17 protein-coding genes and 1 pseudogene are annotated in these 18,106 nt (G+C 71.0%); 9 read left to right on the top strand and 9 right to left on the bottom strand.

Annotated elements, in window-relative coordinates:
• The 4 genes from IEY89_RS19090 to IEY89_RS19105 all read left to right on the top strand — a co-directional run.
• On the top strand, window positions 1-368 hold a 368-nt coding region (locus IEY89_RS19090), incomplete at its 5' end, for a phosphoglucose isomerase-related protein (RefSeq protein WP_506004848.1).
• 1 nt (window position 369) lies between these two features.
• Complete coding sequence (gnd, locus tag IEY89_RS19095; RefSeq protein ID WP_189148654.1) at window positions 370-1,248, top strand: phosphogluconate dehydrogenase (NAD(+)-dependent, decarboxylating); 879 nt, start codon at window positions 370-372, stop codon at window positions 1,246-1,248.
• A 6-nt stretch (window positions 1,249-1,254) separates the two neighbouring features.
• The gene (locus IEY89_RS19100; protein WP_189148655.1) at window positions 1,255-1,854 is read left to right on the top strand and encodes a histidine phosphatase family protein; all 600 of its coding nucleotides are present in this window, start codon (window positions 1,255-1,257) and stop codon (window positions 1,852-1,854) included.
• 101 nt (window positions 1,855-1,955) lie between these two features.
• Window positions 1,956-3,419, top strand: a complete 1,464-nt coding sequence (locus tag IEY89_RS19105) for a membrane-associated oxidoreductase (protein WP_189148656.1) — start codon at window positions 1,956-1,958, stop codon at window positions 3,417-3,419.
• 22 nt (window positions 3,420-3,441) lie between these two features.
• Here IEY89_RS19105 and IEY89_RS19110 read toward each other — a convergent pair whose 3' ends face one another.
• A complete protein-coding gene (locus IEY89_RS19110) occupies window positions 3,442-5,244 on the bottom strand; it encodes a bifunctional sugar phosphate isomerase/epimerase/4-hydroxyphenylpyruvate dioxygenase family protein (RefSeq protein ID WP_189148657.1) in 1,803 nt (600 codons plus the stop codon).
• Window positions 5,245-5,271: 27 nt separating this feature from the next.
• Window positions 5,272-6,156, bottom strand: a complete 885-nt coding sequence (locus IEY89_RS19115) for a shikimate dehydrogenase (RefSeq protein ID WP_189148658.1) — start codon at window positions 6,154-6,156, stop codon at window positions 5,272-5,274.
• 160 nt (window positions 6,157-6,316) lie between these two features.
• Between IEY89_RS19115 and IEY89_RS19120 the strand changes: the two genes are divergently transcribed.
• On the top strand, window positions 6,317-6,979 hold the full coding sequence (locus IEY89_RS19120) for a TetR/AcrR family transcriptional regulator (RefSeq protein ID WP_189148659.1): 663 nt from the start codon (window positions 6,317-6,319) through the stop codon (window positions 6,977-6,979).
• 224 nt (window positions 6,980-7,203) lie between these two features.
• Window positions 7,204-8,577: an MFS transporter gene (locus IEY89_RS19125; protein WP_189148660.1), complete on the top strand. Its 1,374-nt coding sequence runs from the start codon at window positions 7,204-7,206 to the stop codon at window positions 8,575-8,577.
• 328 nt (window positions 8,578-8,905) lie between these two features.
• On the opposite strand, the gene IEY89_RS19130 is transcribed toward IEY89_RS19125, so the two are convergent.
• Window positions 8,906-9,343 (bottom strand): PPOX class F420-dependent oxidoreductase, encoded by a 438-nt coding sequence (locus tag IEY89_RS19130; protein ID WP_189148661.1) that lies wholly within the window; start codon window positions 9,341-9,343, stop codon window positions 8,906-8,908.
• A 107-nt stretch (window positions 9,344-9,450) separates the two neighbouring features.
• Here IEY89_RS19130 and IEY89_RS19135 point away from each other — a divergent pair, with 107 nt between their 5' ends.
• The 3 genes and pseudogenes from IEY89_RS19135 (at window position 9,451) to IEY89_RS19145 (ending at window position 12,722) form a co-directional block, all read left to right on the top strand.
• Entirely contained in the window at window positions 9,451-10,029 is a 579-nt protein-coding gene (locus tag IEY89_RS19135) for a TetR/AcrR family transcriptional regulator (RefSeq protein WP_189148662.1), read from the top strand.
• Window positions 10,026-11,441: pseudogene (locus IEY89_RS19140) on the top strand (MFS transporter). Before IEY89_RS19135 ends, IEY89_RS19140 begins: the two are co-directional and overlap by 4 nt.
• 54 nt (window positions 11,442-11,495) lie before the next feature.
• Window positions 11,496-12,722: a serine hydrolase domain-containing protein gene (locus IEY89_RS19145; protein ID WP_189148663.1), complete on the top strand. Its 1,227-nt coding sequence runs from the start codon at window positions 11,496-11,498 to the stop codon at window positions 12,720-12,722.
• Between the two features lie 42 nt (window positions 12,723-12,764).
• On the opposite strand, the gene IEY89_RS19150 is transcribed toward IEY89_RS19145, so the two are convergent.
• The 6 genes from IEY89_RS19150 to ribA all read right to left on the bottom strand — a co-directional run bounded on the left by IEY89_RS19150 (window position 12,765) and on the right by ribA (window position 18,072).
• The gene (locus IEY89_RS19150; protein ID WP_189148664.1) at window positions 12,765-13,940 is read right to left on the bottom strand and encodes a saccharopine dehydrogenase family protein; all 1,176 of its coding nucleotides are present in this window, start codon (window positions 13,938-13,940) and stop codon (window positions 12,765-12,767) included.
• A complete protein-coding gene (locus tag IEY89_RS19155; protein WP_189148665.1) occupies window positions 13,937-15,016 on the bottom strand; it encodes a saccharopine dehydrogenase in 1,080 nt (359 codons plus the stop codon). Before IEY89_RS19155 ends, IEY89_RS19150 begins: the two co-directional genes overlap by 4 nt.
• Entirely contained in the window at window positions 15,013-16,161 is a 1,149-nt protein-coding gene (locus IEY89_RS19160) for an NAD(P)/FAD-dependent oxidoreductase (RefSeq protein ID WP_189148666.1), read from the bottom strand. Before IEY89_RS19160 ends, IEY89_RS19155 begins: the two co-directional genes overlap by 4 nt.
• Window positions 16,158-16,337 (bottom strand): hypothetical protein, encoded by a 180-nt coding sequence (locus IEY89_RS19165; protein WP_189148667.1) that lies wholly within the window; start codon window positions 16,335-16,337, stop codon window positions 16,158-16,160. The genes IEY89_RS19160 and IEY89_RS19165 overlap by 4 nt, the downstream gene beginning before the upstream one ends.
• Window positions 16,334-17,314, bottom strand: a complete 981-nt coding sequence (locus IEY89_RS19170; RefSeq protein ID WP_189148668.1) for an ornithine cyclodeaminase family protein — start codon at window positions 17,312-17,314, stop codon at window positions 16,334-16,336. Before IEY89_RS19170 ends, IEY89_RS19165 begins: the two co-directional genes overlap by 4 nt.
• Window positions 17,315-17,415: 101 nt before the next feature.
• Window positions 17,416-18,072 (bottom strand): GTP cyclohydrolase II, encoded by a 657-nt coding sequence (gene ribA / locus IEY89_RS19175; RefSeq protein ID WP_189148669.1) that lies wholly within the window; start codon window positions 18,070-18,072, stop codon window positions 17,416-17,418.
• Window positions 18,073-18,106 lie beyond the last annotated feature (34 nt).

An 18,106-nucleotide genomic window follows, 5' to 3' on the forward strand; every position in this document is an offset into this window, starting at 1 on the left:
TCGCCCAGACGCAGGCGCTGGCCTTCGGCAGGACCCCGGACGAGGTGCGGGCGGAAGGGGTGCCGGAGGAACTGGTCGCCCACAAGACGTTCAAGGGCAACCACCCGACGACCACCGTGCTGGCGCGCGAGCTGACCCCGTCCGTACTCGGCCAGTTGATCGCGCTCTACGAGCACAAGGTGTTCGTCCAGGGGGCTGTGTGGAACATCGACTCCTTCGACCAGTGGGGCGTCGAGCTGGGCAAGGTGCTGGCGAAGCGGGTCGAGCCCGCGCTCACCGAGGGGGCCCACGTCCCCGGCCTCGACTCCTCCACCGCCGCCCTCGTTGCCACGTACCGCGCTCTTCGTGACGCTCAGGAAGTGAACTGACATGCAGATTGGTCTGATCGGTCTCGGCAAGATGGGCGGCAACATGCGCGAGCGCATCCGCCTCGCCGGCCACACCGTCACTGGCTACGACCGCAACCCCGAGGTCTCCGACGTGAGCAGCCTCGCCGAACTGGTCGAGAAGCTCGAAGCGCCGCGCGTGGTCTGGGTGATGGTCCCGGCCGGCGCCGCCACCCAGTCCGTCGTCGACGAACTCGGCGGCCTGCTGGAGTCGGGTGACACGGTCGTCGACGGCGGCAACTCCCGTTGGACGGACGACGAGAAGCACGCCGAGGAGCTGGCGGCCAAGGGCATCGGCTTCGTCGACGCCGGTGTCTCCGGCGGTGTGTGGGGGCTCCAGAACGGCTACGCCCTGATGGTCGGCGGTGACAAGGAGCACGTCGAGCGGCTTCTCCCGATCTTCGAGGCGCTCAAGCCCGAGGGCCCGTACGGCTATGTCCACGCGGGCAAGGTGGGCGCCGGGCACTTCTCGAAGATGGTCCACAACGGCATCGAGTACGCGATGATGCAGGCCTACGCCGAGGGCTGGGAGCTGCTGGAGAAGGTCGACTCCGTCACGGACGTGCGCGAGGTCTTCCGGTCCTGGCAGGAGGGCACCGTCATCCGCTCCTGGCTCCTCGACCTGGCCGTCAACGCCCTCGACGAGGACGAGCACCTGGAGCGGCTGCGCGGGTTCGCGCAGGACTCCGGCGAGGGCCGCTGGACGGTCGAGGCGGCCATCGACAACTCCGTGCCGCTGCCCGCGATCACGGCGTCCCTCTTCGCGCGGTTCGCGTCCCGGCAGGACGACTCCCCGCAGATGAAGATGATCGCGGCGCTGCGCAACCAGTTCGGCGGCCACGCCGTCGAGTCCAAGGAGTAGCAGACCGTGGGTGACCTTCTTCTGGTCCGCCACGGCGAGACGGAGTGGAGCGCGTCGGGACAGCACACCAGTTGGACCGACCTGCCCCTCACCCCGCGCGGTGAGGAGCAGGCCAAGTCCCTCGCTCCGCTCCTCGCCGGACGGACCTTCGCACGTGTGGTGACCAGCCCCCTCACCCGCGCGGTCCGCACCGCCGAACTCGCGGGCCTGTCCGGTGCGTCGACCGATCCGGACCTGCACGAGTGGGAGTACGGCGGGTACGAGGGTGTGACGACCGCCGAGATCCAGCGCACACGGCCCGACTGGTTCCTGTTCACGGACGGGGTGGTGCCCGGTCCGGACGGGCATCCGGGTGAGTCGCCCGAGGAGGTGGGCCGCCGCGCGGACCGCGCCCTGGCCCACATCGGGGACGCGCTCGCGGAGGGTGACGTGGTCCTGGTGGCCCACGGGCACTTCCTGCGCGTGCTGACGGCCCGTTACCTCGGGCTGCCGCCCGCCGACGGACGGCTGTTCCAGCTCGCCACGGGCACGATCAGCAGGCTCTCCACGGAGCATGACCGTCCGGTGATCGCGGAGTGGAACTCACGTCAGGGTTCCGGCAGTTGAGCTGACCGTTCGGTTCGGCAGGCTGAAGTGGCGATCGGGTCCGGGGCATTGTCCCCGGGCCCGATTGACATGTGCCTCCGGGGCGCGTCAGAGTCGCCCCGATGGAGATCAACGACCTGACAGCGGCTGAATCGCGGGTGTGGCGGGCCTTCCACAAGGGTGAGCCCGTGGCCTTCGGCGAGGGTGAGGCCGAGAACCCGGCCACCGGCTCCGACTGGGGACCGGAGCGGACCGTACGCGCCTCCGTACTGAGGGCCCTGCTGCTCAGCACTCCACAGGTGGACGGTGAGATCCCCAGGCTCAGGCTGTCGGGTGCCCGCGTCACGGGGCAACTGAACCTCATGTACGCGGTGGTGGACCATCCGCTCCATCTGCGGTACTGCCACTTCGAGGAGTCCCCGGACTTCTACGGTTCCCGGCTGCGTCAGCTGAATCTGCGCAGTTCGGTGCTCCCGTCCGTCAGCCTCGCCAGTACGCGGATCGACGGCCCGCTCCGGATGACGGACTGCCGGGTGCGAGGGCCGGTGAAGCTGGCCGGCTCGCAGATCGCGGGCGCACTCTTCATGGACGGAGCCGACATCACCACGTCCGACCCGTCCGTGCCGGTGATCCAGCTCCACCAGTCCGTGCTCAGCGACGGCTTCGCGGCACCGGGCCTGCGGGTGCGGGGCGAGATACGGCTCGACGGCGCCACCGTGGGCGGATCGGTCAATCTGGAGGGCGCCGAGCTGAGCAATCCCGGTGGCAACGCCCTGCGCGCGCAGTCACTCGAGGTGCGGGCCGACATACGGGCACGGCGCCTGCGCGCCGAGGGCGGCGTCGACCTTCGCGGCGCCCGTATCGCGGGGCGGCTCGACCTCATGCGGTCGCGGTTGTCGAACCCCGGCGGTATGGCTCTGCGGGCCAGCAGTTGCGTCATCGGCGAGTTGTGGCTGTTCCGCAGCGAGCCGCTTGAGGGCACCCTCCATCTTCGGCGCTCCCGGATCGACGTACTGAGCTTCGAGCCGGAGGTCGCGCCGGGCGAGGTGCTCTTCAACAACCTCACCTACACGGCCCTCACCCCGCACGAGCCCGCCGACCGTCGCCTGCCCCTGCTGGAACGTGACGGCGACGGCTATGTCCCCTATGCCTACGAGCAGTTGGCCGCCGCCTACCGGCATGTCGGCGACGAGGGCGCGGCCCGCCGGGTCCAGCTCGCCAAGCAGCGCCGGCACCGGGCCACCCTGCCCTGGCTCGGCCGGGTGTGGGGCCACCTCCAGGACACCACCGTCGGCTACGGCTTCCGCCCGCTGCGCGCCGCCGTCTGGCTGCTGTCGCTGCTGGCGGCCGGTTCGATCGTGTACGCCCTGCACCACCCCCGCCCGCTCAAGGCGGCCGAGGCCCCGGAGTTCAACCCGGTCTTCTACACCCTCGACCTGCTCCTCCCGGTGATCTCCTTCGGCCAGGAGGGTGCCTTCGCGCCTACGGGCGGCTACCAGTTCCTGTCGTACGCCCTCATCCTGACCGGCTGGATCCTGGCCACGACCGTCATCGCCGGGGTGAGCCGGAGCGTCACCCGGCAGTGAGCCGGGCCGGCGGCAACCCATATCAGCGGAGCGGGCGTTGCCCGTGCTGGGCAGCGAGCCGGACCGGTGCGTTCTGGGCGCCGTAGCCCTGGTAGCCGCCGTCACGCTGGACGAGTTCGAAGAAGACGCGGCCCACGGTCCGCGTGTAGCAGTGCCTGAACTCGCCCTGTGCGTCACGGTCGTAGAGGATGCCGAGTTCGCGGTACGTCGCCAGCTCGCCCTCGGTGAACTCGTACCGGGCCGCGAGGTCGTCGTAGTAGTTCGCGGGCATCGGCAGCAGGCCGCCGCCGGCTGCTCGGAAGCGCCGGGCGGCGGCGACCACGTCGTCGGTGGCCAGTGCGATGTGCTGGGCACGGGTCTCGTCCTCGGTGGGCGCGGGGCCGACGGCCAGCGCGATGCGCACGCTGCCACCGGAGTTGGTGACGGCCCGGCTGCGGAAGAGTCCGTACGGGTCGGCGACGTCGACACTCTCCTGGCCGTGCAGCCCGAGCACACTGCGGTGGAAGAGGGCGGCCTCGTCGAAGTGGTGCCAGGGCTGGGTGAGGGCCAGGTGGTCGATGCGATCGACGGCGCCCGCTACGTCCCCGGCGGTCTCGACGTACTCGATGGTCTCGAAGTCGGCGCGCCAGTTGGGGAGTTCGGGGCGGTCCGTGGCACAGAAGAAGAGTTCCGTGCCGTCGGGGGCGGCCACCGCGTCGAGCGGGGCGTCCTCGGGGGCGCGGCGGCGGGGCAGGACCGGCGCCAGGAGGGCCTCGGCCCGGCGGGCGGCACCTTCCGGATCCGGTGACTCCAGGCCCACGGCGGCGAGTCCGGTGCCGTCACGACGCGCGGCCGGTCCGGTGTTGACGAGGATGCGGGCCTCGCCGCGCTCCCAGAGGTCCACGGGCTTGCTGCGGTGACGTGCCGTACGGGCGAGGCCGAGCGCGCCGAGGATCGCCGCGACCGGTTCGGCGTCGGGGGTGACGAGTTCGGCGAAGGCGATGCCGGTGGGGACGACGGGCCCGGGCAGCGACGCGAGACCGATGCTCTCCTGAAGGACGAGAAGGGAGCGCCGGGCGTCGACGGCGGTCGTTCCGGCCTCGGCCTGCCGGAAGACGTCGTTGAAGACCTCCAGGGAGAGCGGACCGTCGTATCCGGCCCGGACCACGTGCTGGAGAAGCCCTGCGATGTCGAAGCCGCCCTGCCCGGGGAAACAGCGGTAGTGGCGGCTCCACTGGAGCACGTCCATGGCGAGCAGCGGGGCGTCGGCCAGCTGGAGGAAGAAGATCTTCTCGCCGGGGATGTCCTCGATGCCCTTCGGGTCCGACCCCCGGGAGAGGATGTGGAAGCTGTCGAGACAGGTGCCGAGCGCGGGATGGCCGGCCGCCTCGACGATGCTCCAGGCGTGGTCGTACGTGCTGACGTGCCGCCCCCACGCGAGTGCCTCGTAGGCGACGCGGACGCCGAAGTCCTGTGCCAGGTCCGCCAGTCGGCCCAGTTGGGCGGCGGCGAGCGCGTCGTCGTCGAGGGCGAGCGGGGAGACGGTGGAGCAGACGAGGACGGCGTCGGTGCCGAGGCGCCGCATCAGCTCGAACTTGTGCCGGGCGCGGCGCAGGTTGCGGGCGAACTCGTCCTCGGGCACGGCCTCGATGTCGCGCATCGGCTGGTAGAGGTCGATGGTGAGACCGAGGTCGGCGCAGCGGGCGCGGATCTCCTCGGGGGTGAGGGGACTGGCGAGCAGATCGTTCTCGAAGATCTCGACCCCGTCGAAACCGGCGCGGGAGGCGGCCGTGAGCTTCTCGGTCAGGGAGCCGCTGAGCGACACGGTGGCGATGGACGTACGCACGTCGGTACCTCTGCCTTCTCTCTGCTTCTACTTCGGTGCCGGGAGCGCACCCGCGAGCTCGGCGATGTCGTCCAGCATGCGCGTGGTGTCGGGCTCACGGCCGGTGAAGAGCCGGAACGCGTCCGCGGCCTGGAAGACGGCCATGCCGCCGCCGTCGAGCGTGGCGCAGCCCATCGCACGGGCCGTGCGCAGCAGTTCGGTCTCCAGCGGGCGGTAGACCACCTCGGCGACCCAGAGGCCGGGGTGCAGCAGCTCGGCGGGGAAGGGCAGCCCTGGGTGGGCGGCCATACCGGTGGGTGTCGCGTGCACCAGGCCGTCGATGCCGCCGGTCCGGCCGATCAGCGCCGCCAGCCGGTCGGGCGTCGCGGCGGTCGCCCGGCCGGCGCCGAAGTGCCGGTTGAGGGACGCGGCGAGGTCCGCGGCCCGGTCGGGCAGCGCGTCGACGACGGTCACCCGACCGGCGCCGAGGGTGAGCGTGGCGTGGGCGACGGCAGCGCCCGCGCCACCGGCCCCGAGCTGCACGACCCGTTCCAGCGGGGCGTCGGGCAGGCCGCGGGCGAAGGAGGCGGCGAAGCCGGTCACGTCGGTGTTGTGGCCGATCGCGCGACCGTCCTCGAAGACCACGGTGTTGACGGCGCCGAGCGCCTCGGCCTGCGGGTCGAGGCCGTCGAGGTGTTCGATGACGAGCTGCTTGCACGGATGGGTGATGTTCAGCCCGTCGTACCCGAGGTCGCGGGCGGCCCGTACGAGATCGCCCGCCGCTTCCGCCCCGACGCCCAGCGTGTCGATGTCGATCAGCCGGTACAGATAGCGCAGCCCCTGCCGGTCGGCCTCCCGCTCGTGCAGTGCGGGGCTCAGCGACGGGCCGATGCCGGAGCCGATGAGTCCGACGAGAAACGAGTCCTTGGCCACGACGGACCTCCTGTGCGACTGCGGCTCACTAATGTACGAACTAGTACGTTAGCTATATCAGCATCACCCGGCACCGGGGAAGCCCCCGGGAGCGCTCACAGGGGTGTCCGCGGGGCTGCTTCTAGAATCACGGGACTGGCCCCTCGCCCGAAGGAACCCGATGACCAGCGTCGAAGAACCGGCACGCACAGGCGGGCGCATCCGCGACGCCGCCCGGACCAGGGCCGAGATCCTCGACGTGGCCACCAAGGAGTTCGCCCGGGCCGGCCTGGCGGGGGCCCGGGTGGACGAGATCGCGGCGCTCACCCGCACCACCAAGCGGATGATCTACTACTACTTCGGCGGCAAGGAACAGCTGTTCACGGCCGTGCTGGAGCGGGCGTACTCCGTGATCCGGCAGGCCGAACAGGACCTCGACGTCGAGCATCTGGACCCGGTGGCGGCCATCAGGCGCCTCGCGGAACTCACCTTCGACCACCATGAGGCGCACCCCGACTTCATCCGGCTGGTGAGCATCGAGAACATCCACGAGGCCGAGCACATCGCCGCCTCGGAGCAGCTCGGGAAGATCGGCTCGCCCGCGCTGGAGGTGATCCACCGGATCCTGGAGTCGGGCCGGAAGTCCGGCCTGTTCACGGCCGACGTGGACGCCGTGGACCTGCACGCCATGATCAGCTCCTTCTGCTTCTTCCGGGTGGCCAACCGGCACACCTTCGGCGCGCTGTTCGGCCGCGACCTGACGGCCCCGGACCAGCGGGAGCACTACCGGGCGATGCTCGGCGACATGGTCATCGCCTACCTGACGGCGGACCGTACGGCCTGACGAGGGGGCTGCGCGGGCCCGCGACGGGAAAGATCCTCCGCCGCGACCTCTTGACACCCGGGAAACGTGGGCGCAACATCCGTAGCCAACCGCTACTAACTATCCAGTGGGTTAATTAGCCGGGCAGCTCCCGGCACGGCCGTCCCGTCACCCCAGGGATCCGGCACCTCTCCCTCCCCTCCGCTCACTCCACTTACGCTGGAGTTCCCTCGAAGGAGCACGCCGTGGCGGATTCCGTCGCACCCCACGACCCCGCAGCACCCCTGGGCGCGCCACCCGGAGGCCAGCCGAAGAAGGCCGCCACGGCAGCCTGGATCGGCAGCGCCCTGGAGTACTACGACTTCTTCATCTACGGCAGCGCCGCCGCCCTGATCTTCCCGAAGGTCTTCTTCGACGAGTCGGACCCGGCCACGGCAACCCTGCTGTCACTGGGCACGTTCGGTGTCGCGTACGCCGCCCGCCCGGTCGGCGCGCTCTTCCTGGGCCACTTCGGCGACCGGCTCGGCCGCAAGAAGATCATGGTCTTCACGCTGATCCTGATGGGCGTCTCGACGTTCCTCATCGGCTGTCTGCCCACCCGCGACCAGGTCGGCACCCTCGCCCCGGTCCTGCTCGTGCTCTGCCGCGTCCTCCAGGGCATCTCGGCCGCCGGTGAGCAGGCCAGCGCCAACTCCATGACGCTCGAACACGCCCCACCCCACCGGCGCGGCTTCTTCACCAGCTTCACCCTGAGCGGCACCCAGGGCGGCCAGCTCCTCGCCACGCTGGTCTTCATCCCGATCGCCGCGATGCCCGAGGACCAACTCCTGTCCTGGGGCTGGCGCATCCCGTTCTGGCTGAGCATCGCGGTCGCCGTCGTCGGCTACGTCATCCGCCGCAAGCTGGAGGAGACCCCGGCCTTCGCCGAGCAGGCCGCCTCCGAGGGTGTTGTGAAGCTGCCACTGCTGATCCTGCTGCGCGAGCACTGGGCGGACGTACTGCGGGTGGTCGCGGGCGCGCTGGTCGCCTCCGTCTCCACGATCTTCACGGTCTGGGCGCTGGCGTACGCGACCAGCGACTCGGTCGGCATGGACCGCTCGTCCATGCTGTGGGTGGCCGCGCTCGCCAACCTGGTCGCGCTGGCCGCGATTCCGCTCTGGGCCACGCTGTCCGACCGCATCGGCCGCCGGCCGGTGTTCCTGGCCGGCGCCGCCGGCAGCGGGATCATGATGTTCGTCTACCTGTGGGCGATCTCCACGGGCTCGTACCCGCTGATCCTGGTCCTCGGCATCGTCACCTTCGGCGTGGTCTACAGCGCCGCGAACGGCACCTGGCCCTCCTTCTACGGCGAGATGTTCACGACCCGGGTACGGCTGTCGGGCATGGCGATCGGCACGCAGATCGGTTTCGCCGTCGCCGGTTTCGCGGTGACCTTCGCCGCGGAGATCGCCGGTCCGGACGGGGACGACTGGTTCGCCGTCGCCCTGTTCACGGCGGCCCTGTGCATCCCGCCGGTGCTGGCCGCGATCACGGCACGCGAGACACACAGGGTGCCGACGGAGCGGCTCGGTGAGCGTGGAGCCGAGAACGTGGCGAAGCGCGAGGCCGTGTCGGCCTGAGCCCTGCCCTTCCCAGGTCCCCGGCAGCAACGAGCTGTTCGGGGACCTGGGCATGCGCGGAGACATTGACGGAAAGTCACCCGCCTTGGTTCGCCCAGGGTCTGTCGTTTGGATCGCGCCGGCTTCGGGTTGCGGTGCCGTTGTCTGCGGTGAGCAGGGTGTGGTCGTGCGGCTGCGAGGCGGAGGGGGGCGTCAACGCGATAGGGCCCCCGGTCGAGCGGAGTCGGGAGTGGGGGAGTCGGCAACCGACGACAACGCGGCTGTGGGTCCCCCTCCGGAGAGTGCGTGCCACACCCCGCGGCCCAAGCGTGATCCAGACGACAGGCCCCTAGCCCTGCGGCAGGCCGTACGCCCTGTCCACCCTGATCCGCAGTACGAGCCGTCGGTCCCGGACCATGACCGCGCGGTAGTCGTCCCAGTCGGGGTGCTCGCCCCGCACGGCCCGGTAGAGCCGGACCAGTTCCTCGACGGTCTCGTCGTGCGGGTCCTCGGCCACGGGCGTCAGGTCGGCCACGCCCTCGACCACGGTGTACGCCCAGCGGTCGTCGCTGGTCACGTGATAGGAGACCCGCGGGTCCCGGCGCAGGTTGCGGGTCTTGGCGCGCGAGTCCGTGAGGGAGACGCGGACGGTGCGTTCGTCGGGGTCGTAGGCGTGGTTGACGTTCGAGAGCTGGGGGCGGCCGTCGGCCTTGATGGTCGTCAGCACTCCGCCGTCGCACTCGGAAAGCAGCTTGAGGAGCGCGTCCTGCGCATCGTCCTGAGTCATGTCTCGCTCAACGTGCGCCCGCGTCCCACCATTCCGGCCCTTCTTGTCCCCTTCCCCCGCCCAGGGCGCGGTAGACACCGTCTACCGCATCTTGGTAGGCAGTGTCCATGAGTGATTCGCTGCGTACCCGGCTCATCGATGCCGGTGTCGACCTGGTGACCGCGGAAGGCGTCCACGCGCTCACCCTCCGGGAGATCGCCCGCCGGGCCGGTGTCTCGCACGGTGCCCCTCGTCGCTACTTCCCGACCCATCTGGAGCTGCTGTCGGCCATCGCGCGCCGCGGCTTCACCGAGCTGGCGGCCAGCGGATCGCGGGCGATCGAGGAGCTCGGGCCCGGCACGGCCGGACCCCGGGAGCGGATCGCCGCACTTGGTCACGCGTACCTCGACTTCGCGCTCGCCAACCGGGGCTTGCACGAGCTGATGTTCCGTCACGACCTGCTGGATAGCAACACGTTGGGGCTGCGTGAGGCCAGCCTGCCGGTCTTCGCGCTGCTGGTGGATCTCGTCGGGCAGGTCCGGCCGGACGCCGACGCCCGGCTCGTCACCGGGGCGCTGCTGGCGAACCTCTACGGCATCGCCCAGCTGTGGGCCTGGGGCAGCCTCCAACTCACCACGGGCGCCGACGACTTCACGCCACTGCTGCGTACGGCTCTCGACGCGCACCTCGGACCGGCGAGGCGGTGAGCGCGCATCGGCTCCGGGGGTCCGGGGGGCGTCACCCGGGACGGCGCCGTACCCTCGCAGGCAGTGTGACCGGGGCGGTGGTCGTCGCTCTCGACGGCACCGTGCTGACCATCGCGCAGCCCACCCTGCGACGGGATCTGCACGCCTCCTTCGCCGAGGTCCAGTGGACGAGCACCGGGTATCTCATCGCGGTGGCGAGTCTGCTCGTGTTCGCCGGGCGGCTCGGGGACCGGTACGGCCACCAACGGCTGTTCGCCATCGGGATGTTGGGCTTCGGGGCGGTGTCGGCGGGCATCGGGTTCGCTTCCGGGGTGGGCTGGGTCATCGGACTGCGCGTCGCCCAGGGGGTCTTCGGCGCGCTGCTGCAACCCGCCACGCTCGGGATACTGCGGACCGCGTTCCCGCCCGACCGGCTGGGGATGCCGATCGCGTTGCGGACGAGTGCGATCGGGGTGACCGCGGCGGCCGGTCCGCTGGTGGGTGGCGTCCTGGTGACCCACCTGGGCTGGCGCGCGGTGTTCTTCCTCAACGTCGTACCGGCGCTGGTACTGGGCGTACTGGCGTTGCTCGTCCGCGCTCCCGGCCCGCGCCGGTCCCCCGCGCCCGGATCCGGGCGGCTCGACCTGCCCGGCGCGGCCCTGCTCGCGGTGTCCCTCGCCTGTCTCGTGCACACGCTCGTCGGGGTCTCCGAGCACGGCTGGAGTCCGTAGGTCGTCCTCGGGCTGCTCACGGCGGCCGGCGCGGGCCTGGTCCTCGTACGCCATGAGCGGCGAACCGGAGATCCTCTGCTTCCGCCCGACGTGCTCGGATCGGCGGTCGGGGGAGCCGCGCTGGGCATTCTCGTGGCCGCGTCGGCTGCGATGTTCGGCACACTCTTCGTCGCCAGTCATGTGCTCCAGGGCGAGCTGGGCATGGACCCGTTGCGCACGAGTCTGGCCGCGCTGCCGGGTGGTGTGGCGATGGTGCTGGGGGCGCCGACGGCCGCCGTCCTGCTGCGTCGGTACGGGGCCCGGCGGACGACCGTCGCCGCGCTGCTGCTGCTCGCGCTCGGGGTGCTCGTGCTGTTCCGGGCGTCCGGGACAGCGGCGGTCGGCGGTGGATTCCTGCTGCTCGGAGCGGGTTTCGGTACCGTGATGGTGACCGCGACAGCCGTCGTCGTACGGCATGCGGCAGCCGAGTCCGCGGGGGTGGCGGGCGGCTTGCAGCAGACCGCGATGAACGTCGGACCGGTCCTCGGAGTGGCCACTGCGGCCACGCTCGCCGCCGTCTCCGACGGGCTTCGGACGTCGTTGCCCGTGCTGGCGGGTATAGCAGTCGTGGGTGTACTGGCCGCCCTGAAACTGCCGGACCCGGGTGACCCGCGGGCGACGCCTGCGGGATCCCTGCGTCACCATGGGGGGTCTGAGGCCTGAGGTGATCCTGTCGGGGTATGACAGGACGGCACTTCAAGCGACCGGAGGGGAACGATGGCACAGCTGCGACAAGAGGTCGACCCGGGCGAGGTCGGACTGGACGCGAAGGCGCTGGACCGCCTCGACCAGCACTTCGCCCACAGTGTCGACGAAGGACGCCTGCCCGGCTTCCTCGTGTCCGTGGCCCGCGCCGGCCGCGTCGCGCACCTCACCACGCACGGCAGGCGCGACCTGGCGGCGGACCTTCCGGTCGAGGCCGACACCCTGTGGCGGATCTACTCCATGAGCAAGCCGGTCACCTCGGTCGCCGCGCTGATCCTGCTGGAGGAGGGCCGGCTCGCGCTCACGGACCCCGTCTCCCGCTTCCTGCCGGAGTTCGCCGACCCGCAGGTGTACGTGAGCGGTTCCGGGAGCGACCTCAGTACCCGGCCCGCCCAACCCCTCCTGATCCGGCACCTGATGACCCACACGGCGGGCCTCACCTTCGCCTTCTACCACTCGCACCCCGTCGACGCCCTGTACCGCGCCGCCAACCTGGAGTCGTCGGTGGTACCGGGCTCGACCCTGGCCGAGACGTGTTCGGTGTACGCGGGTCTCCCGCTCCAGTTCGAGCCGGGCACCCAGTGGAACTACTCGGTCGCCACGAACGTCCTGGGCCGGGTCATCGAGGTGGCGTCCGGGCAGCCGCTGGACGAGTTCGTCGCCGACCGTGTCTTCCGTCCGCTCGGCATGACGGACGCCGGTTTCTGTGTGAACGGCGAACAGGCGGCCCGGCTGTCCGAGTTGTACGGGGAGACCGAGGACGGCGGCATCGAGCCGATCCTCGGCCTGCCCCTGAAGAACCGGCCCCGGTTCCTGTCCGGCAGCGGCGGTGTCGTCGCCACCGCCCACGACTACCACCGGTTCATGGAGATGCTGCGTCGGGGCGGCGAACTCGACGGCGTTCGCGTCCTGTCGTCCGAGACGGTGGCCCTGATGACCTCCAACCACCTCCCGGGCGGCGCCGACCTGCGCACCTTCGGTGCCCGTCCCCACGACGAACCCGGCAACGCGGGCGTCGGGTTCGGCCTCGGGGTCTCGGTGGTGATCGACCCGGACCGCACCCTGGCTCCGGCCGGACTCGGCACGTACGGGTGGAGCGGGGTGGCGACGACGACGTTCTGGGTCGACCCGGGCCGTGATCTGACCGTGCAGTTCATGACCCAGGTGCGACACAGGACGAGTCAGTCGTACTGGCAGGACCTCAAGCGACTGGTCCACGAGGCGCTCGTCACCGAGTAACGGGTAACGGGTAACGGATGGTTGGCGGGGAACACGCCGCCGTCAGCCTACGGTGAGCCTGAACTCCATTCCCTCCCCGCCGAGTTCGTTCAGCCACTCCTCCGAACGCCGTGCCGTCTCGGCGGCGCGGCTCAGCCCCGGCGGCAGTGAACCGTCGATGATGTGCCGGACCCCCAGGGCGAGCGTGCGGGAGACACAGCGGGCCATCGCGCTCTCTGCCGCGTCGCCCTCCAGATCGAGAAGGTAGCGGCCGGACCAGCTCCGGCGGTGCCCGGAGTCACTGTCCCCCTCCGCGTCCACCTCCAGGGAGACGGCGAGGACCACGCGGTCGCGGTCGGCGTCGGTCGTCGGGTAGCGCGCCGCCAACTCCCTTGCCAGGGAGCCGATCCGCTCGTCTTCGCCGCCCTTCAGCTCCTCGAAGACGGAGTCCCAGGCGCTGAGCCAGCCGTCCAGGCGCAGGGTGCCCCGGACGAAGGTCCGCGCCTTCCAGGCCGCCGGCAGCCCGTACTGCTCGACGAACGGCACGCTGTCCCGGTTCGGGTACACCTCGAAGGCCTCCCCGCCGATGTCCTGCGGGCGCGTGACCTCCCAGGGCCTCTCGGCGACGGTCTCGGCCCCCTCCTCGATGTAACGGGCGGGTGAGCGAAGGGCGCCCAGAACTCCGGCGGGTGCCCAGCTGAACCGGTACCTGAAGTCGTTCGGCACCGCGGGGATGCCTCCGCAGTACGAGGTCAGGCGGTACGAGGCCGGCGTGCCCGCACCGATCGCGTGCTCGGCGCGGGTGACCAGGCTGTGCGCGAAGAGGTGGTCGATGCCCGGGTCCAGCCCGCACTCGGTGAGGACGACCAGACCCGCCGCCTCGGCTGCCGGGACGTGCTCAAGTACCGCCTCCGACACATAACTTGAGCACGCGAAGTGAGCTCCGCCCTGTACGCAGGCCGCCAGCAGCGGGGCGTGCTCGGGCGCGGGGAGCATGGAGACGACCACGTCCCCGGGGGCCAGCTCGGCCGTGAGCGCGGGAAGGGTGTAGGCGCGGGGCTCGGCGCGGCCGGTGAGGCCCAGGTGGGCCAGCTCCTCGGCCGCGCGGTCCTCCGTGCGGTGCCACACCCGTACGTGGCGCACGGCGTCGCTGTCGCACAGGCCGGACAGTCCGCCGCCCGTGGACAGACCCACGCCGATCCAGTGGACGGTACCGCTCGCGGGAACCGTGTCGGTCATGCGTCCACTCCCCCTTGGCTTCCCGAACTTCCCGACTCGCCCTTGACCAGACCGAGTTCACGGCACGCCTCGTCGAACCGCTCCAGACAGCGCCCCCAGGGGCCGCCCACCTCGAAGTCGAGCAGCTGGGGCATCAGGGCTGCCGAGAAGTCCGCGCTCGCCTCGCGGGGCAGCAGGGACGGCAGGTTGTCGATGGCGATCAGGTCGAGCGGCGGCTCGTTCCGCAGCCTGCGCACCGGGTCGTCCCAGGTGGTGGCGGTGTCGTACACCGGGAGGAGGTTCATGGGCGAGCCGACGTCGACGGTGACGTCCGAGAGGGTGCGCAGGCGGCGCCCCGGGGTGTCGACGTCCTGGTCCGTCAGGAAGGGCGGTACCGGGCGTGTGGTGAGGACGGTGTTGACCAGCAACTCGTGGGCCAGCAGGGCCGGTCGGTCCAGATTCCGGGTCTCGGCCAGGTCCCAGCAGGTGGGATCGACCCCGGCCTCGTCGAGTGCGACCCGCGCACCCCGGCCGCTGCGGCCCATGGCTCCGATCACCAGTGCGCTCATCCGCGTTCCGGGCGACCGGAGTTCGGCCTCCAGCGCATCCTTGGTGGTCGGAAGCAACGGAGTCGCCAGTCTCCCCCGGTGCTGGAGCACGGCAAGAGCCGCCCCCAGATATCCGGCCCAGTAGCCGAACGCGGCCAGTCTCCGCCCCTGTTCGTCGGCCAGGTACTCCAGGTCCAGCAGCGCCCCGCCCCCGGTGACGAAGCGGTTCAGCAGCTCCGCCGCGCCCGGCTGGCCTTTGTAGGCGTGCCCGAAGTAGATGTGCCGGTGGCGCAACTCGCCCGGCTGGTCGGGGAGTTCCTTGAGGCCGACGATCACCGCGTCCGAGGGCGCGGAGACCCAGGACCCGGCGTCGGCGACGCGGCAGCCGACCGCCTCGTACTCGTCGGTCGGGAGGATCCGCTGCGGGGACTCCTCGACGGTCAGGCGTACCCCCTGCTCGACGAGCCGCCGGGCGTCGGACGGGACCACGGGGGTGCGGCGTTCGGTCGTACGGGTCTCGTGGCGCAGCCACAAGTGGAGCTCGGTCATACGAGGTTGACCTCCGGGCGCAGGGCATCGGCCGCGAAACGGCCGGCGCTCAAGGGGCTGATGTCGACGAAGGGTACGCGGCCGAGGCAGAGGTCGCGGACCACCTCACCGACCGCCGGTCCCTGGAGGAAACCGTGGCCGGAGAAGCCGGTCGCGTAGAGGAAGCGGGAGGGTGAACTCGCCTCCCCTATCAGGGCGTTGTGGTCCGGCGTGATCTCGTACAGGCCTGCCCAGCCGCCGGTGCGGCGCAGGTCGAGCAGGGCGGGCGCCCGGTGTTCCATCGCCTCGTACAGGCGCGGGATCCAGCGGTCGTGGGTGTCGGTGGCGAAGCCGGTCGTCTCGTCGGGGTCGGACATGCCGAGGAGCAGGCCGGGTCCCTCGGTGTGGAAGTAGAGGCTGCTGCTGAAGTCGATGGTCATGGGGAGCGTCGGTGGCAGTCCGGGGACCGGTTCGGTGACCGCGATCTGGCGGCGCAGGGGATCCACGGGGAGGTCCACGCCCGCCATCGCGCCGACCGCGCGCGACCAGGCCCCGGCCGCACAGACCACGGTGTCGGTGGCGATCCGCCCCTTGTCAGTGGCCACGGCGGTGAGGGTGTCGCCGTCGCGTTCGATGCCGGTGACCTCGGTGTGGCGCAGGACGGTCGCGCCATGGCGGCGGGCGGCAGCCGCGTAGCCGTGGACCACCGCCTCCGGGGTGCAGTGGCCGTCCTCGGGCGAGTAGGCCGCGGCCAGCAGACCGTCCGTGCTGATCAGCGGGGAGAGGCTGCGTGCCTCGGCCGGGGTGAGCATCCGGCTGGGCACGCCCAGGCCGTTCTGCAGCGCCACCCCGGCCTCGAAGGACGCGACGTCCTCGGGTGTGGAGAGGAGGAAGAGGTAGCCGACCCGGTGCAGTCCGATGTCGTGCCCGATCTCCTCCCCGAACCGCCCGAAGGCCTCCAGACTCCGCGCCCCGAGCTGGATGTTGAGCTCGTCGGAGAACTGTGCCCGGACCCCGCCGGCCGCCCGCGAGGTGGACCCGGAGGCCAGTTCGCCGCGCTCGACGAGAACCACGTCCCGGACACCCGCCCGGGCCAGCTGGTAGGCGATGCTCGTGCCCATCACCCCACCACCGATCACGACCACGTCCGCCCTGGTCGGGGTCATCGGCCCTCCCCCCGCGCCCCGTGAACGACAGCCCAGGCCATCGCCGCATCCTGCACACCGAGCCCGACACCGTTGCAGAACACGATGCCGTCGGGGCCGGTACGAGCACTTCGCGCGCTCGTGCCCATCACCCCACCACCGATCACGACCACGTCCGCCGACCGCCACACACTCATCGCGCCTCCCCGCGCGCCGCGTGAACGACAGCCCAGGCCGCCGCCGCATCCTGCACACCGAGCCCGACGCTGTTGTAGAAGACGATGTCGTCTGGGCCGGTACGGGCGGTCCGGGCGCCCGTGAGGACCTCGCCGAGCCCGATCAGGTCCGCGCGGGCCAGCAGGCGGTCCCGCAGGGCGTCGACCACCGGTCCGGCGTGCTCCGCCGCGGTCTCCGGGTCGTCGACGACCACGGCCGCCGCCCGCCGTACGACCTCGGCGTCCACCTCGCTGCGGGTCGGTTCGAACGACCCCACGCTGACCACCGTGCACCCGGGCGCGAGCCATGCGCCGCGTACGACGGGGGTGGTGCTGAGGGTGCAGGCCGCGACCAGGGAAGCCCCGGTCACCGCCTCCCGGGGGGTGCCGGTCGCCTCGACGGCGATGCCCAGCTCGGACGCGAGCAGCTCCGCCGCCCGCGCTCGCCGTTGGGGCGTCGGACTCCACACCCGTACGGACTTCAGGTCCCGCACCCGTGCGACCGCCCGGGCATGGGCGAGTGCCTGGGTGCCCGAGCCGATGAGGGCCAGTTCGGCGCTGTCGGCGGTGGACAGCGCGTCGAGGGCCACGGCACTGGCGGCGGCCGTGCGCAGGGTCGTGACCGCCGTGCCGTCCATGACGGCGACTGGTTCGCCCGTCACCGGGTCGAGAACGGTGATGACGGCGTGCACGGTCGGCAGGCCGGCCGCCGCGTTGCCCGGGTTGACGCTGCCGAACTTCGCCACCGCGCCCGTGTCCCGGGACAGCCGGGAGACGTACGCGAAGACCACACTGTCGTCGAAGCGGCTGGGATGCATGATCTTCCCGGGCAGATCAGGCGTACGGGCACCCCCCGCGCCCAACGCGCCGAACGCCGCGCGCTGCGAGGCGATCGCCGTGTCGGGGTCGAGGAGGGCCGTCACCTGGTCCCGGGAGAGGAAGAGGACGTCGTCGGTCATTCCCTCTTCCTTTCCGGAATCGGGGCCTCTGGCACCCCCCGCGCGCGTCCGAGTGACGCGCTCCCCCTGAGCGGGACTCCCGGCCTGCTCTCCCGGTCAGGTCAGGACCAGTGCGCCACCGCGTCGAGGTGCGGCAGGACGTGGTCGAGACGCTCGCGCTTCGTCCGCAGATAGGTGATGTTGTTCTCGCACGGCGGGATCAGCAACGGCACGTCCTCGGCGATCTTGATGCCGTGGCGGAGCAACGCCTCGCGCTTGCGCGGGTTGTTGGACATCAGCCGCACCGAGCGGACACCGAGGTCGTGGAGAATCTCCGCGGCGACACCGTAGTCACGGGAGTCCACCGGCAGACCCTGCGCGAGGTTGGCCTCGACGGTGTCCAGGCCCTCCGCCTGGAGCTGCATCGCACGCAGCTTGGCGAGCAGGCCGATACCCCGGCCCTCATGCCCTCTGAGGTAGACGAGAATGCCGCTTCCCTCAGCGACTATCGCGCGCAGCGCGGAGTCGAGCTGGTCGCCGCATTCACAGTGCTGGGAGCCGAAGGCGTCGCCGGTGAGGCATTCGGAATGCAGCCTGGTGAGAACGTCGTCCTCGGCGATCTCGCCGTACACCAGCGCCACTTGCTCGTCACCGCGATCGTGGTCCATGTATCCGACCGCCTGGAAATCGCCGTACACGGTGGGCAACGGCGCATTCACCACGCGTTCCACTCCCGAGGCCTGGGAGGCTTTGCCGAGTACGCCAAGTTTTTCTGTCATGATCTGGTTCCTAAGCAGAGACGAAAGGCCGGGA

It is taken from the genome of Streptomyces lacrimifluminis (genome assembly GCF_014646095.1).
Taxonomy (GTDB): domain Bacteria; phylum Actinomycetota; class Actinomycetes; order Streptomycetales; family Streptomycetaceae; genus Streptomyces; species Streptomyces lacrimifluminis.

Coding starts and splice junctions, on each gene's coding strand:
- gnd (WP_189148654.1), top strand. CDS start 370: ATGCAGATTGGTCTGATCGGTCTCGGCAAGATGGGCGGCAACATGCGC.
- IEY89_RS19105 (WP_189148656.1), top strand. CDS start 1,956: ATGGAGATCAACGACCTGACAGCGGCTGAATCGCGGGTGTGGCGGGCC.
- IEY89_RS19120 (WP_189148659.1), top strand. CDS start 6,317: ATGACCAGCGTCGAAGAACCGGCACGCACAGGCGGGCGCATCCGCGAC.
- IEY89_RS19130 (WP_189148661.1), bottom strand. CDS start 9,343: ATGACTCAGGACGATGCGCAGGACGCGCTCCTCAAGCTGCTTTCCGAG.
- IEY89_RS19135 (WP_189148662.1), top strand. CDS start 9,451: ATGAGTGATTCGCTGCGTACCCGGCTCATCGATGCCGGTGTCGACCTG.
- IEY89_RS19145 (WP_189148663.1), top strand. CDS start 11,496: ATGGCACAGCTGCGACAAGAGGTCGACCCGGGCGAGGTCGGACTGGAC.
- IEY89_RS19150 (WP_189148664.1), bottom strand. CDS start 13,940: ATGACCGACACGGTTCCCGCGAGCGGTACCGTCCACTGGATCGGCGTG.
- IEY89_RS19155 (WP_189148665.1), bottom strand. CDS start 15,016: ATGACCGAGCTCCACTTGTGGCTGCGCCACGAGACCCGTACGACCGAA.
- IEY89_RS19160 (WP_189148666.1), bottom strand. CDS start 16,161: ATGACCCCGACCAGGGCGGACGTGGTCGTGATCGGTGGTGGGGTGATG.
- IEY89_RS19165 (WP_189148667.1), bottom strand. CDS start 16,337: ATGAGTGTGTGGCGGTCGGCGGACGTGGTCGTGATCGGTGGTGGGGTG.
- IEY89_RS19170 (WP_189148668.1), bottom strand. CDS start 17,314: ATGACCGACGACGTCCTCTTCCTCTCCCGGGACCAGGTGACGGCCCTC.
- ribA (WP_189148669.1), bottom strand. CDS start 18,072: ATGACAGAAAAACTTGGCGTACTCGGCAAAGCCTCCCAGGCCTCGGGA.